Origin of the sequence: Enterobacter wuhouensis, from assembly GCF_004331265.1 — a bacterium.
GTDB classification, from domain to species: Bacteria; Pseudomonadota; Gammaproteobacteria; order Enterobacterales; family Enterobacteriaceae; genus Enterobacter; species Enterobacter wuhouensis.
Genome location: NZ_SJOO01000018.1, coordinates 33,701 through 48,272, shown reverse-complemented (window position 1 = coordinate 48,272; position 14,572 = coordinate 33,701). Strand labels below are relative to the sequence as shown.

Below are 14,572 nucleotides of genomic sequence, written 5' to 3'. Positions count from 1 at the left end.
CGTACCGTAAGGTGCGGGGTTTTTTGCATTCATAAGCCGAAAAAATGTAGTCCCGTTGGCAGCTTCACTCTGGCGGGCCTACAATTGTTAAAACTATTTTAACAGCGGTGCCGCTTTGACACGTCCATTTGATTACCAACAGGATTTTGCCAGCATCAACTTCCGCGATCATCCTGAGCTTTACCAGGTTGGTCGGGGAGAACAAGGCGTGCTGATGGTCGAGCCTTATAAAAGTGAAATCCTTCCACACTGGCGCTACAAAAACGCAGACGTTGCAGCGCACTCAGCAAAAGCGATATATGCCCTGTTTGAAGAATATCGCCAGCAAAACGACTTTGTAGGCATGGATATGGCAAGGAAATTCATACAGATGGGATATACCCGTGCCCGACGATACGCCAATCATAAAGGTGGAAAAAAGTACGATCTGGATCGTAACGTCAAACCCCTCGATCACGATCCGGTTAAAGCAGAGGCTGCTGCGGTATTTAAAGAATGGTGGGATAAAATTCGCGCGGATGAAGATTATTTGCGTCGAAAAAAAGCGCACCAGCGCGAGTGGGGATAATTACTATGTTCGCTAATAATTCAATACCCGATCGACTTCACAAAACCAAATGAAACACATTGGAAACATTTTATTTACCTAACGATTCGTTTTAAATCCGGTTTTACTGTGGGAGGGCAATGGCCCGCAATGTGAGACAGGGGATTTAAAATGACAGAAACCGTAGCAAGTACAGATACGGAAAATACAAACTTAACAGGCAAGGACACCCGCCGAAGAGTTTGGGCAATCGTTGGGGCCTCATCGGGGAACCTGGTAGAGTGGTTTGATTTTTACGTTTATTCATTCTGTTCGCTCTACTTTGCGCATATCTTTTTCCCATCCGGCAATACCACAACACAACTTCTGCAAACCGCAGGCGTATTTGCCGCCGGGTTTTTAATGCGTCCGATAGGAGGATGGTTGTTCGGCAGAATCGCCGACAGAAGAGGCCGCAAGACCTCAATGCTCATATCCGTATGCATGATGTGCGTTGGCTCGCTGGTGATCGCCTGTTTACCCGGGTATGACACTATCGGAACATGGGCACCGGCGTTGCTCTTGCTGGCACGTTTGTTCCAGGGCCTGTCTGTTGGGGGCGAATATGGCACCAGCGCAACATACATGAGTGAAGTTGCGGTTGAGGGGAGAAAAGGCTTCTATGCATCATTCCAGTATGTGACGCTCATTGGCGGACAACTGCTTGCTTTGCTGGTTGTCGTGATCCTGCAACAAATTCTTAGCGACGAAGATTTACGCGCCTGGGGCTGGCGTATCCCGTTTGCGATGGGAGCCGCTCTGGCTGTTGTCGCTCTATGGTTGCGCCGACAGCTGGATGAGACATCTCAGCAGGAGGTCAGGTCGCTGAAGGAAGCGGGATCAATGAAAGGGCTATGGCGAAATCGTAAAGCATTTTTGATGGTTTTAGGTTTTACCGCTGCCGGGTCGTTGAGCTTTTATACCTTCACCACCTATATGCAAAAATATCTGGTTAACACGACCGGGATGCATGCCAATGTTGCCAGCGTGGTCATGACGGTAGCGCTGCTGGTGTTTATGCTGATTCAGCCCATTATCGGTGCCCTGTCGGACAAAATTGGTCGCCGCAACTCAATGCTGATTTTTGGCTGCTTGCTCACCCTGGGTACCGTTCCGCTGTTAACCGCGTTGCAGCATACCACCTCGCCTTATGCTGCTTTCGGCTTAATCATGGTTGCACTCATTATTATCAGTTTTTATACGGCAATCAGCGGCATCCTGAAGGCGGAGATGTTCCCGGCACAGGTCCGTGCCCTGGGGGTCGGCCTTTCTTATGCGGTGGCTAATGCTCTGTTTGGCGGATCGGCGGAGTATGTTGCGCTGTCGCTTAAATCCTGGGGAAGCGAAACGACCTTCTTCTGGTATGTCACCGTGATGGGCGCACTGGCGTTCATTGTTTCTCTGATGCTGCATCGCAAGGGCAAGGGCATTCGTCTTTAATAATGCGCCATCTGCCACACGGCGTAGCCGGTCGTTGCACCGGCTACGTCCCAGGCAAAATCTTTCCAGCTCCAGCCGCTTCCATCCGGACGACTGTCCCAGAGCTCCTTAGACGCCCCAAGACTGACAGAAAACATAACGCCAATGGCAGCGCTCCGGTCCCGGCTATAGCCCTGGTGTTGTGCGTACTCATTACCGGCCGCAGACAACATCGCAGAGGCGAGAAAGTGCTGGGCTTTATCCTGACCAGACCAGCTATCGTTTGCCATATGGCTGCAGCCGGTGAGGGCAAGCGTGGTGACGAGGAGAGGGATACGCATCATAGGCTCCATAAAAAAAGCCCCGTCAGTGACAGGGCTTCGGCATCACAGAATGCGGCTAATAAGACGGTCAATACGGATGCGACGTAAACGACGAATAAGCTTGCGGACCTTCACCGGATAATCGGCAATGCTTTGCAGATCGCGGTAGTGACGCACCACCGTCGTATGCGTGCGGATAAGCTCAAGCTCGCGATCGCGTTGGGCAGCCAGCTCATGCTTAGGATCGTGGATCAAAATGGCATTTTCCAGATCCAGACGCCAGGCGCGAGGGTTGAGGTTATTGCCGGTCAGCAGCATCCATTCGTCATCAACCCACATACCTTTAAGATGGTAGGAGTTGTCTTCATCTTTCCACAGGCGCACTACCAGCTGGTCGGTATTCACATAGTATTGTAAACGGCTGAGGAAACGACGAAGGTTAATCTCATAGAGATAGGGCAGAGCACCGATGATCTTAAACGGCTGATCTTCCGGAATAAAGAAGTCGTTTGCCGTTTTATCACCAACGATAATTTCGACCTTTTTCCCATCTCGCAACAGCTGAATGATGTTACGCACCAGCACGGCAGGAAGATTGAAGTACGGCGTGCAAATCGTCAGTTTCTGCTCTGCGCACGGCATCAGGTGGTAGATGGTTTTATTCAGCAGGCTGGACTTGCCTAAACCGACCAGCGGGGTAACGGATAACTCTTCGTTATTGGCATCACCCTGGAAATGATAGACCGCATCGCGCAGTTCCTGACGGAAAGAGCGAATATCATTTTTGATTTCCGGGCTCTTGGGACGATTAGGATCGTCAAGACGATTGACGCCGCGGCCATGAACCAGGTTCTTATCAACCCAGTTAAACATGATGTCGGCCATCTGCGGATTGCGAATCAGATGGTAGCGGTCGTAGCGATACTTATCGAGCTGATGGAGGTAAACATCATTCAGGCTCGCGCCGCTGTAAAGCACGCTGTCATCAATGATAAAACCTTTAAAATGCAGAACGCCGAGCGCTTCACGGGTGTTAACCGGTACGCCATAAACAGGCACATCGACGCCAGGATTCTCCTGCGCCGTGCGGCAGTACCAGTCTGCGTTTGTATTGGAAGCGGCTGCGCCAATACGGCCGCGCTGGCCTCGATGCCAGTCAACCAGCACGCGAATATCCAGTTCCGGACGCTGACGTTTCGCTTCATAGAGCGCGTTCAGGATCCCGCGCCCACCTTCATCCTGTTCCAGATACAGCGCAACGATACAAATGCGTCGCGTGGCGCTGGCAATCTTTTCCAGAAGCGTCTCCCGAAAATGAGCGGGAGCGTAAAAGAACTCTACATCATCAACTGACTGAGAAATCTTCGGTAGTTGAGCAAGGTGTTGTTGATGTTTATTGCGCTTAAATTTTGACAACATCACAGTGCGTTTCTTCTCTGTTCATTGAAGGGTTGTCTGTACCATGCAAACAACATAAGCGGACAATGATACCCCAGTGCCGTGCAAAGTGGGTAACATTTCCAGTAGCTTACTCGTGTTTATCAGCTGGTCTCAGGCTAAGAGAAAGGGCTACAATCCCCTCGTCCAGCTGGATATCAACGTCAAACCCAAGTTTTCGCGCCAGTGTCACCATCCCGCGATTGTTAGGCATAGTAATGCCATTCAGGCGTAACAGTCCGTGATCGCGCGTATAGCTGATAAGTTTTTCCAACAGCCGCCGCCCCAGACCCAGGCCTTTGAGGTCGGAGCGCACCAGCACGGCAAATTCAGCATCCACGTTATCCGGATCGGATATGGCACGCGTCACGCCGAGGATCTCATCACCCTGTTCGGTATGCCGCACGGCCACAAACGCCATTTCTCGATCGTAGTCGATCTGGGTCATATTGGCTAAATCATCATGGGTAAATTCATTGATTTCGCTAAAGTAGCGATAGTAAAGATCCTCTTTGGTAACCTGGCCGATAAATGCCCGTAGCTGGGGTTCATCTTCAGGCAGGATAGGGCGAAACAGCGCTCGCTCACCGTTTTTCATCTCTACCCACTCTTCGAGCTGCAGGGGATATGGCCGGATCGCAAGGCGGCTTTCTCTGTCACCTTCGAAAGGTGCAATATCCAGCGTGACGTCCAGCGCGGTAAACTCATTGCCAGAAACGAGAAGGGGATGAATATCCAGCCGCTGGATCTCAGCGCAATCAACAATCAGGTTCGATACCTTCACCAGAAACTGACTTAGCCCGGCAATATCGAGCGGGCGCAACGCGCTCCGGCCACGGATTTTCTTACTTTTAATCGCCTGAATAACCAGGTAGCGTGCAAGGTTCATGTTCAGCGGCGGCAGCGCGACAACCGCCTGCTCTTCAGGCCGCCATTCTACGCCGCCTTCACCCAGCATGATGAGCGGGCCGAAGACCGGGTCGTGTTCAACCACCACCCGCAGCTCCTGAGCCCCCGCACGATTAGCCATACTTTGAACCAGCAGGCCGTGGATACGTGCCTGCGGCCAGGTCATTTTAACGCGGTCGATAATGGCATCTGCCGCTTGCTGCACCTCCGCAGCCGTACGCAGGTAAAGCATCACGCCCTGTATGTCTGACTTATGGGGGATATCGGGTGAGCGTAACTTTAGCGCGACCGGATAGCCAATTTGCTCCGCAATGTGAACGGCCTCGGCGCTATCGCTGGCGATCCAGGTCGGCAGGGTTTGCATCCCGTAACTGCCCAGAATGGGCTGTACCTCGTGGGTATCAAGCGACGTTGCGCCGTCTTCGGTGGCCTGCTGTAAAAGCCGTCGAACGTCTACTGAATTTGCCGTCAGGTTACCCGGCAATGCTGGCGTTTCGCGCAGCTGCTTCTGGTTGCGGCGATATTCCACCATATGCATAAAGGCGGTAATGGTACCTTCCGGCGTGCGATAGGTTGGCATGCCGGCTTCGCTAAAGAGACGCCGGGCTTCCTGAGAGGAAAACTCGCCGCACCAGTTGGTTAACAGGGTGACGTATTTACCGCGGGGATGGTTTCGCACGGCGTCAATCAGCGCGCGGGCGCTTTCACTGCCCGGCGCTGCAGCGCTTGGGGAGTGGATAATCATGAGCGCATCAAAATCCTGGCTATCCAGCAGGATGGATATTGCCCGGGTATAGCGCTCGCTGCTGGCATCGTCGCGTAAATCGAGCGGATTGCCGGGATTGACGCTTCCTGGCAATGCGTCACGCAGACGCTCAAGCGTCTCTTCACCCAGCGTCGCCAGCTTGCCGTTGCGCCGCCACAGCTCATCCAGCGCGAGCGCAGCGGGGGCAGCGCCATTGCTGACAATCATTAACTTCTCACCGCGAAGCGGGCGCATATGGCTTAACGTTTCGACGGCGGAAAAAAGCTCGTGCGTATCCTGCACCCGCAGCAAACCCGCTCTCTGGATCGCGGCATCCCAGGCGGGGTCTATACCGGAGTGCGAATTGAGCAAGCGCTGCGCTGCAGGGCTACGGCCGCTTTTAATCACCAGTATTGGCTTGTTGCGGGATGCGCTGCGGGCTGCTGACACAAAGCGACGGGCATCGCTTATATGCTCAAGATAAAGAAGGATGGCACTGGTTTTGCTGTCTCTTGCGAGGAAGTCCAGCAGCTCATCGACGTCGATATCCAGGCTATCGCCCAGTGCGATGAAGTAGGAGAAACCCATTTCGCGCTGCTGGGCCCAGTCGAGGATAGTGTTCGAGACGGCGGCGGACTGCGAGATGAAGGCCAGCTTGCCTTTGCGGATCGGTACTGGCGAAAAGCTCGCATTCAGCCCTTGCCACGGCGCAAGCAGGCCGAGACTGTTCGGGCCAAGAATGCGCATCTGATAGAGGCTGGCGCAGGCGAGCAGCTCAGCCTGCTGCTCCTGAGGGGAGGAGAGGATAATGCAGGTTTTACACCCTTTTTCGCCGAGGGATGCCAGCAGTTCAAGATTGCGCTTCGCATGCGTACAGAGCACGGCAAGGTCAGGAATAAAAGGTAGGCTCTGCACGTTCGGCCATGCCAGAACGCCCAGCACAGCCTTATAGGCAGGCGTAACCGGCATGACGGGGCCGTTAAATCCGCCCGCCAGCAGGTTGCGCATCATCAGATAACCTGCGCGATCGGGTTTCATCGAGGCGCCAATGACGGCAATGGATTTAGGACGTAATAGCGCTTCTAACCCTCGCTGGCTCATGCAAGTCTCCTGTGAATGCTAGCGACCTGATGATTTTAAACGCTTTCTGCCTCTGTTGCTGTGACGCTGCCCTTATGAACGGTTTTTCCCGCCAGGTAGCGTTCGCGAAAACAGGTGAAATGGCTGCCCAGCGCGCTGGCGGCATGGGTATCACCCGCTAAATCCAGCAGCGCAATCGCCACTTCCGCGGTGCAGTATTGCCCGTCAGCGTGGGCTTCACGCAGGCGATAGGCCGAAACGCGTGACAGATCGACAGAAATCACCGGCAGCGCATCAAGATACGGGCTTTTGCGGAACATCTTTCGCGCTTCGGTCCAGGTACCGTCCAGCATGATGAACAGCGGCGGTTTTCCCGAAGAAGGCGTAGTCACCACCTGACGGTGTTCACCTGCATAGGATGCCGGAAAAACAACCATCGGCTGATAGTCTGGATTAGCCACTAAATCGAGCAGCGCCTGAGGCGGTTCCGTGCGCGACCACTGAAACGCAGCGGTATCTGGCAAAATATCGGCAATAAGACGTCCCGTATTGCTCGGCTTCATCGGTTCAGTGTCGAACATCACCAGGCAAAACCGGCTTTCTGCCTGACTTGGGGTAAGCGTCTCGCATAGACAGACTTTAAGCGGCAGCAGACAGCGCTGACAGCGGCGGATACGGTTGCCACGAGCAAGGAAAGGGCGTGTTGCACGCGCGAGGCGTTCGGCGCGTAGTTGAAGGACAGCGTTATCAGTCATGGGCGAAATGCAGGAAAAAGAGTATTTTCGCAGAGGCGGGAGCGGGGCACAAGATGTGCCCCGTGAATGTTACAGCGATTCGTTTAACCAGCTTTCAAATGGCGCTTTTGGAACCGCGCCGTTGAGCATGTCGATGACTTCGCCATTCTTGAAAATCATAATGGTCGGGATGCTGCGAATGCGAAAGCGCGCGCTGAGCTCGCGTTCGGCTTCGGTGTTCACCTTAACAAAACGCATTTTCCCGCTGCGCTCTTCGGCCACGTCTTCAAAGATTGGCGCGAAGTTACGGCACGGGCCGCACCAGGGGGCCCAGAAATCGACAACCACAGGAAGATCGTCCTTGAGGAGTTTGTCCAGCGTAGCACCCGTCGCGTTAATGACATCGCCATCAAACAATTCATGGCCACAACGTCCGCATTTCGCACCATCTTCCATTCGATCGGCAGGAATGCGATTAAGAGCCTGACAGTTGGCACATACGGTATTCATAACTAACCTCTGATAGAGCCGTGGGACAGCGGCAGAACGCCGATAATGTTTCTAATATGTTACATATTATCATTGAGCCTGTTTGAAACGACAACGCGTTTTATTCAATGAGTACAATAGTCACAGGCTTTTGTACGAAATAATGGCTATGAGCTTGCACATCGGGTAATCTGCGCGCTTCGCGCAGCGCTGGTGGAGAAAAGCATGAACGACGAAATGAAAAACAAAAGCGGCAAGGTCAAAGTGATGTATGTCCGCAGTGATGATGACTCTGATAAACGCACCCAAAATCCGCGTACCGGAAAAGGTGGCGGGCGTCCGGCGTCTTCTCGTGCAGACGGTGGCCGTCGCCCCGCCCGCGATGACAAAAATTCCCGCGGTGATGACCGCAAACGTGACGATCGCAAACGTGACGACCGTCCGCGTACCGACCGTCCACGCAATGACCGTCCACGCGACGATCGTCCGCGCGATGACTTCTCACGTGATAACGCTTCCCCGTGGCGTACCGTTTCTCGCGCTCCTGGCGAAGAAGCGCCTGAAAAGGCCGATCACGGCGGCATCAGCGGTAAGAGCTTTATCGATCCGGAAGTGCTGCGTCGTCAGCGCGCAGAAGAGACCCGCGTGTACGGCGAAAACGCCTGTCAGGCGCTGTTCCAGAGCCGCCCAGAGTGCATCGTTCGCGCCTGGTTTATCCAGAGCGTGACCCCGCGCTTTAAAGAAGCGCTGCGCTGGATGGCCGCAAACCGCAAAGCCTACCACGTCGTGGATGATGCCGAGCTGACCAAAGCGTCCGGCACCGAACACCACGGCGGCGTCTGCTTCCTGATCAAAAAACGTAACGGGACGACCGTGCAGCAGTGGGTCAGCCAGGCGGAAGCCGATGACTGCGTGCTGGCGCTGGAAGACGTGGGCAACCCGCATAACCTGGGCGCAATGATGCGCAGCTGCGCGCACTTTGGCGTGAAAGGCGTGCTGTTGCAGGATGCTGCGCTGCTGGAGTCCGGTGCGGCAATCCGTACTGCGGAAGGCGGTGCAGAACACGTTCAGCCGATCACCGGCGACAGCGTTCTGGATGCCATTGAGCAGTTCCGTAAAGCGGGCTACTCCATCGTGACCACGTCCAGCCATGCGGGTACACCGCTGTTTAAAGCAGCGCTGCCACGTAAAATGGTGCTGGTATTAGGTCAGGAGCGTGACGGTCTCTCTGATGCAGCGCTGTCCAGCGCGGATCTGAGCGTCTCTATCGACGGGACGGGTAACGTTGAAAGTCTGAACGTTTCCGTTGCAACCGGCGTACTGCTGGCCGAATGGTGGCGTCAGAACAAGGCATAAAGCCTTACGTGTGCCGGGTTTTGCCCGGCACATTCAAACCCTACTCGCTTTCTGCCGGTAACGCTGGCATCCAATCAATCGGCGTCTCGCCACGCTTTTCCAGCCACTCATTCGCCAGAACAAAATGATTACAACCAAAGAAACCGCGATGTGCCGACAGCGGCGACGGATGTGGCGCTTTCAGCACGTGGTGACGCTGGCGATCGATAATCGCGCCTTTCTTCTGCGCATGCGATCCCCAGAGTAAAAACACCACCCCTTCACGATGCTCATTGATCAGGCTAATCACCTTGTCGGTAAAGGTTTCCCAGCCCAGGCTGGCGTGAGAGTGCGCCTGTCCGGCACGTACGGTCAGCACGGTGTTCAGCAATAACACCCCCTGATGCGCCCAGCTCTCCAGATATCCGTGCTTTGGTCGAGCAAACCCGGGAAGCGTGCCTTCAAGCTCTTTATACATATTCAGCAGAGAAGGGGGAATGGCGACGCCGGGACGAACGGAAAATGCCAGACCGTGCGCCTGCCCGGGCCCGTGGTAGGGATCCTGACCGAGGATTACCACCTTCACATCGCTCAGTTCCGTATAGCGGAAAGCATTGAAAACATCTTTCTGTGGCGGATAAATCGTCTGGCCGGATTGTCGCTCAGCCGCAACCGTGCTCAGGGTATTCACAAAATAGGGCTGCTGTTTTTCTTCGGCCAGTACGTCATGCCATGTTAAAGGTGTTGTCATCTCGCTCTCCTGCGAATTTCATTCTGCGCCTAGCTTACCCGCTAACGTCCGGTGAGCAAAATTCCACGCGCAAATTCGCGCTAACTCCTTAAATTTAATTTGAATTCGTCCGTTTTTCTTTGAATTGGTAAGGTGTTGAAATTGATCTAAAACAATAAAATCAAACCACACTCTTTATGTGGTTGGTGTTTTTGTTGATTTAAATCAATAAATCGCAAGGGGCTGGGTGTTATATATACACGCAAGCAACAATGGTTTTACCAATTGGCCGCGAGAGGCCGACATCAGTTACTGTAGCCTAAGGGGGCAACACATGATTACAGGTATCCAGATTACTAAAGCTGCAAATGACGATCTGCTCAACTCTTTCTGGCTGCTGGACAGCGAGAAAAATGAAGCGCGCTGCGTAGTGGCAAAAGCCGGTTTTGCTGAAGATGAAATCGTTCCGGTAAATAAACTGGGCGAAATCGAATACCGCGAAGTGCCAATGGAAGTGCAGCCGGAAGTGCGTGTGGAAGGTGGTCAGCACCTGAACGTAAACGTTCTGCGTCGTGAAACGCTGATGGATGCCGTTGAGCATCCGGAAAAATACCCGCAGCTGACCATTCGTGTTTCTGGCTATGCGGTACGCTTCAACTCTCTGACCCCAGAACAGCAGCGCGACGTGATTGCGCGTACCTTTACCGAGAGTCTGTAAGGGTTTCAGCCACGGGGGTGGCATAAAAAAGCCGGGGAATTACCCGGCTTTTTTTTACTCTTCGGTTTTCGACTCTGGCGCAGCAGAGCTTGGCTTGCGGCGTTTACCAATGTTTTTGGTATCGCGGTGGCGCTGCTTCACGCGCGGCTTCTCTTTCTCTTTTTCTTTTCTCTCAGCGCGTTTTGCCAGCGCTTTTTTGGACGGTTTGCCCGTCATTTTTTCGCTCGGCGCACGCGTGGTCGGACGAAGCTCATCAATAACCCGCGCTTTCAGCGGCTCATCAACGTAGCGGCCAATTTTTTGCAGCAGCAGGTAATCATGTGCTTCGACCAGCGAAATGGCGATGCCTTTGCGACCCGCACGACCGGTACGGCCAATACGGTGAAGATAGGTATCTCCGCTGCGCGGCATATCGAAGTTAATCACATGGCTCACGTCAGGAATATCGATCCCGCGCGCCGCGACGTCGGTGGCGACCAGCACGTTAACGCGACCATCGGTCAGACGCTTAATGCCTTCGGTACGCTTCACCTGCGCCATCTCACCTTCAAGGTAGCAGTTGTTGATGCCCGCATTGCGCAGCATTTCAGCCAGCTCATGCACGCGCTCGCGCTTACGCACAAACACGATGGTGCGCAGAGCATCTTCCTGCTTCAGCAGATGTTTCAGCAGCTCGACCTTGTGCTCAAGGTTGTCCGCACGGTAATACCACTGGTGGATTTTTTTACGCTCACGGGTGGAAGGCGTAGCCGACACTTCTACCGGATCTTCCAGCAGACGCTCTGCGAAGTCTTTGATCGCTTCCCCTTCGAGGGTGGCAGAGAACAGCATCGTCTGGTTACGCCAGCGTGTTTCACCCGCGATATGCTCGATATCCTGTGCGAAGCCCATGTCCAGCATGCGGTCTGCTTCGTCCAGAATCAGCGTTTCAACTGCGCGGCAGTCGAAGTTCTCTTCTTTAATGTACTGCAGCAGGCGGCCGGTGGTCGCAACAACGATGTCCTGGTTTTCGCTGAACACTTCGGCGTGGTTCATATACGCAACGCCGCCGGTGATGGTGGCGATATCCAGATGGGTATTCGCCGCAAGTTCACGCGCGTGTTCGGCAACCTGCATTGCCAGTTCACGCGTAGGCGTCAGGATCAAAATGCGCGGCGGACCTGATTTTTTACGTGGGAAATCGAGCAGATGCTGCAAGACAGGCAGCAAGTAGGCTGCTGTTTTCCCCGTGCCGGTTGGCGCAGAACCGAGCACATCGCGGCCCTCAAGCGCAGGCGGAATGGCCGCGGCCTGAATGGCGGTCGGGCGTGTAAAGCCTTTGCTCTCAAGTGCATTGAGCAGGCTTTCATCGAGTTCAAGTTCGGAAAAAGTCGTTACAGTCATGTTCTACCTCTGTGTGGGGCGCTGATTATAGACGTTACGGCTGTAATCTTCATCTGTTTGTATGGATATCGCTTTTCGACCACATCGCTTTCCCCTATGCTACCCCAGTTTCACTTTGAAGGTTGCCCTGTCATGTCTCAACTCAAAGCGCAGCTGCGCCGCGATGGTTTTACGTTTAAACAATTTTTTGTGGCTCACGATCGCTGTGCGATGAAAGTCGGTACCGACGGTATTTTACTGGGCGCCTGGGCTCCTGTCGCCGGCGTTAAGCGCGTTCTGGACATTGGCTCCGGCAGCGGGCTGTTGGCATTAATGCTGGCACAGCGCACGGAAGAGCATGTCACGATTGACGCGGTTGAGCTGGATGCACAGGCGGCAGAGCAGGCAGCCGAAAACGCGGCTGAATCCCCATGGGCAGCCCGGCTAAAAGTAGAATGTGCCGATGTGCTAGCCTGGGCACCCGATCAAACCGCACGTTACGATCTGATCGTCAGCAACCCGCCGTACTACGCGCCGGGCGTCGAATGCGCAACGCCGGAGCGCGAACAGGCGCGCTATACCGGTTCGCTCGATCATAAATCGCTGCTCACCAGCGCGGCGGAGTTGATTTCCGAAGAGGGCTTTTTCTGTGTGGTATTGCCGGAAAGCACCGGAAATACCTTTATTGAGATTGCGCGGGAGATGGGCTGGAATCTGCGTTTACGCACCGATATCTCAGATACGGAAGGGCGATTGCCTCACCGCGTGCTGCTGGCGCTTTCGCCCCAAGAGGGTGAGTGCTTTAACGACAGAATGGTGATTCGTGGGCCAGACCAGCGCTACTCTGAAGATTACGCTGCTCTGACCCAGGCGTTTTATCTGTTTATGTGAGCCTGCGGGGATAAGACCGACGGGCCGGATTCAGGCAGCAGGTCGGGATAATCCAGAGTGTAGTGCAGGCCACGGCTCTCTTTACGCATCATCGCGCAGCGGACAATGAGTTCGGCAACCTGCACCAGGTTGCGCAGCTCAAGCAGATTGTTGGAAACGCGGAAGTTGGCGTAATACTCATCAATCTCCTGTTGCAGCATCGTGATACGGCGTAAAGCGCGCTCCAGGCGTTTCGTGGTGCGGACTATTCCTACATAGTCCCACATAAACAGCCGCAGCTCGTGCCAGTTATGCTGAATCACCACCAGCTCATCCGGGTTTTCCACGCGGCTTTCATCCCAGGCGGGCAAGCGCTCGGTCTGGCGGGCATAAGGCATTCGTTTGGTAATGTCTTCCGCCGCAGACCAGCCGTACACCAGGCACTCCAGCAGGGAATTCGACGCCATGCGGTTGGCGCCATGTAACCCGGTATAACTCACCTCACCGATGGCATACAGCCCATCCACGTCGGTGCGGCCATTGTCGTCAACCATCACGCCGCCGCAGGTGTAGTGAGCAGCAGGCACAATCGGGACCGGATCGCGGGTAAGATCAATCCCCAGGCCCAGCAGTTTTTCATAAATCATTGGGAAGTGCTGGCGAATGAACTCAGCAGGTTTATGGCTGATATCCAGATACATGCAGTCCACGCCCAGGCGTTTCATCTCGTGGTCGATGGCGCGGGCAACGATATCGCGCGGCGCAAGCTCTGCTCTTTCGTCAAAGTCCGGCATAAATCGGGAACCGTCCGGGCGCTTCAGGTAGGCCCCTTCTCCGCGCAGCGCTTCCGTCAGCAGGAAGTTTCGCGCCTGAGGGTGAAAGAGGGCGGTGGGGTGGAACTGGTTGAACTCGAGGTTTGCCACGCGGCATCCGGCACGCCAGGCCATCGCGATACCGTCGCCGGAGGCAATGTCCGGGTTAGTGGTATATTGATACACCTTTGACGCGCCGCCCGTGGCCAGCACGACCGCTTTTGCCCGGCAGGTTTCCACTTTTTCTTTATTACGATTCCAGACCCAGGCCCCCACCACGCGACGTGTACCGGGCAGGCCGATCCTGTCAGAGATAATCAGGTCAACGGCATTGCTGCGCTCCAGAACCTGAATATTAGGATGGCTTAGCGCCTTGCTAACCAGCGTGGTTTCGACCTCTTTACCGGTAGCATCTGCGGCATGGAGTATGCGGCGGTGACTGTGTCCGCCCTCCCGGGTCAGATGATAGCTCGCTTCACCGTTGGGCTGAACGTGGGTGTCGAACAATACGCCCTGGTCGATAAGCCACTGAACGCAGTGCCGGGCATTGCTGGCAACAAACTCTGCGGCATGTTCGTCAACGATCCCCGCCCCTGCAATCAATGTATCTTCGACATGCGACGCAATGCTGTCCGTTTCATCAAACACGGCGGCAATGCCCCCCTGCGCATAAAGCGTAGAGCCTTCGCTCATGGGGCCTTTACTCAGAACAATCACTTTCTGATGCTCGGCCAGGCGTAATGCCAGTGAGAGGCCAGCAGCACCGCTGCCGATAATCAGTACATCACAATGAAGGTCAGGTAGTGTATTCATGATGTTTGTTTAATTTACTAAACAGTGTTTGGCCAGAATAGCACCGTAATGCGAGATATCGCACGCATTTTTTTGCTCAGCGTTGCGGTGACTAAACTTATTGCAGAGGATTAAAATGACGTAAAAGAACGAAAATATTTTGCGAAGCAGATCGTTAGCTTCAGATTATGTGGTGAAATAAAGCCCGTGTTGCGTTACTCTTCTCACGGG

General features: G+C 54.3%; 13 protein-coding genes. 5 read left to right on the top strand and 8 right to left on the bottom strand.

Annotated features, from left to right (window positions below):
• The first annotated feature begins 115 nt into the window (after positions 1-115).
• Both E0L20_RS22730 and E0L20_RS22725 read left to right on the top strand, forming a co-directional pair.
• The gene (locus tag E0L20_RS22730) at positions 116-568 is read left to right on the top strand and encodes a DUF4385 domain-containing protein (protein ID WP_131635893.1); all 453 of its coding nucleotides are present in this window, start codon (positions 116-118) and stop codon (positions 566-568) included.
• 150 nt (positions 569-718) lie between these two features.
• Positions 719-2,026 carry an MFS transporter gene (locus tag E0L20_RS22725; protein WP_131635892.1) on the top strand — a complete coding sequence of 436 codons (1,308 nt, stop codon included), beginning with the start codon at positions 719-721 and terminating at the stop codon, positions 2,024-2,026.
• Here E0L20_RS22725 and E0L20_RS22720 read toward each other — a convergent pair.
• From E0L20_RS22720 to trxC, 5 genes are all read right to left on the bottom strand, one after another.
• A complete protein-coding gene (locus E0L20_RS22720) occupies positions 2,023-2,346 on the bottom strand; it encodes a YfiM family lipoprotein (protein WP_131635891.1) in 324 nt (107 codons plus the stop codon). The two genes, E0L20_RS22725 and E0L20_RS22720, sit on opposite strands and share 4 nt — an antisense overlap.
• A 45-nt stretch (positions 2,347-2,391) precedes the next feature.
• Positions 2,392-3,747, bottom strand: a complete 1,356-nt coding sequence (gene pssA, locus E0L20_RS22715) for a CDP-diacylglycerol--serine O-phosphatidyltransferase (RefSeq protein ID WP_131635894.1) — start codon at positions 3,745-3,747, stop codon at positions 2,392-2,394.
• A 109-nt stretch (positions 3,748-3,856) separates the two neighbouring features.
• Positions 3,857-6,520, bottom strand: coding sequence for a bifunctional acetate--CoA ligase family protein/GNAT family N-acetyltransferase (locus E0L20_RS22710; RefSeq protein WP_131635890.1), 2,664 nt, complete (start codon positions 6,518-6,520; stop codon positions 3,857-3,859).
• A 35-nt stretch (positions 6,521-6,555) separates the two neighbouring features.
• A complete protein-coding gene (gene tapT, locus E0L20_RS22705; RefSeq protein WP_131635889.1) occupies positions 6,556-7,254 on the bottom strand; it encodes a tRNA-uridine aminocarboxypropyltransferase in 699 nt (232 codons plus the stop codon).
• 69 nt (positions 7,255-7,323) lie between these two features.
• Positions 7,324-7,743 (bottom strand): thioredoxin TrxC, encoded by a 420-nt coding sequence (trxC, locus tag E0L20_RS22700; protein WP_131635888.1) that lies wholly within the window; start codon positions 7,741-7,743, stop codon positions 7,324-7,326.
• Between the two features lie 204 nt (positions 7,744-7,947).
• On the opposite strand from trxC, the gene E0L20_RS22695 reads away from it, so the two are divergent.
• On the top strand, positions 7,948-9,078 hold the full coding sequence (locus E0L20_RS22695; RefSeq protein WP_131635887.1) for a tRNA/rRNA methyltransferase: 1,131 nt from the start codon (positions 7,948-7,950) through the stop codon (positions 9,076-9,078).
• Positions 9,079-9,118: 40 nt separating this feature from the next.
• Here E0L20_RS22695 and ung read toward each other — a convergent pair whose 3' ends face one another.
• Entirely contained in the window at positions 9,119-9,808 is a 690-nt protein-coding gene (ung, locus tag E0L20_RS22690; protein WP_131635886.1) for a uracil-DNA glycosylase, read from the bottom strand.
• Between the two features lie 313 nt (positions 9,809-10,121).
• Between ung and grcA the strand changes: the two genes are divergently transcribed.
• Positions 10,122-10,505: an autonomous glycyl radical cofactor GrcA gene (gene grcA, locus E0L20_RS22685; protein ID WP_029741127.1), complete on the top strand. Its 384-nt coding sequence runs from the start codon at positions 10,122-10,124 to the stop codon at positions 10,503-10,505.
• Positions 10,506-10,559: 54 nt separating this feature from the next.
• Here grcA and srmB read toward each other — a convergent pair whose 3' ends face one another.
• A complete protein-coding gene (gene srmB, locus E0L20_RS22680) occupies positions 10,560-11,888 on the bottom strand; it encodes an ATP-dependent RNA helicase SrmB (protein WP_131635885.1) in 1,329 nt (442 codons plus the stop codon).
• Between the two features lie 132 nt (positions 11,889-12,020).
• Between srmB and trmN the strand changes: the two genes are divergently transcribed.
• Positions 12,021-12,758, top strand: a complete 738-nt coding sequence (trmN, locus tag E0L20_RS22675) for a tRNA(1)(Val) (adenine(37)-N(6))-methyltransferase TrmN (RefSeq protein ID WP_131635884.1) — start codon at positions 12,021-12,023, stop codon at positions 12,756-12,758.
• Here the strand turns inward: trmN and nadB are convergent.
• Positions 12,743-14,362: an L-aspartate oxidase gene (gene nadB / locus E0L20_RS22670; RefSeq protein WP_131635883.1), complete on the bottom strand. Its 1,620-nt coding sequence runs from the start codon at positions 14,360-14,362 to the stop codon at positions 12,743-12,745. The genes trmN and nadB overlap by 16 nt on opposite strands.
• Between the last annotated feature and the right edge of the window lie 210 nt (positions 14,363-14,572).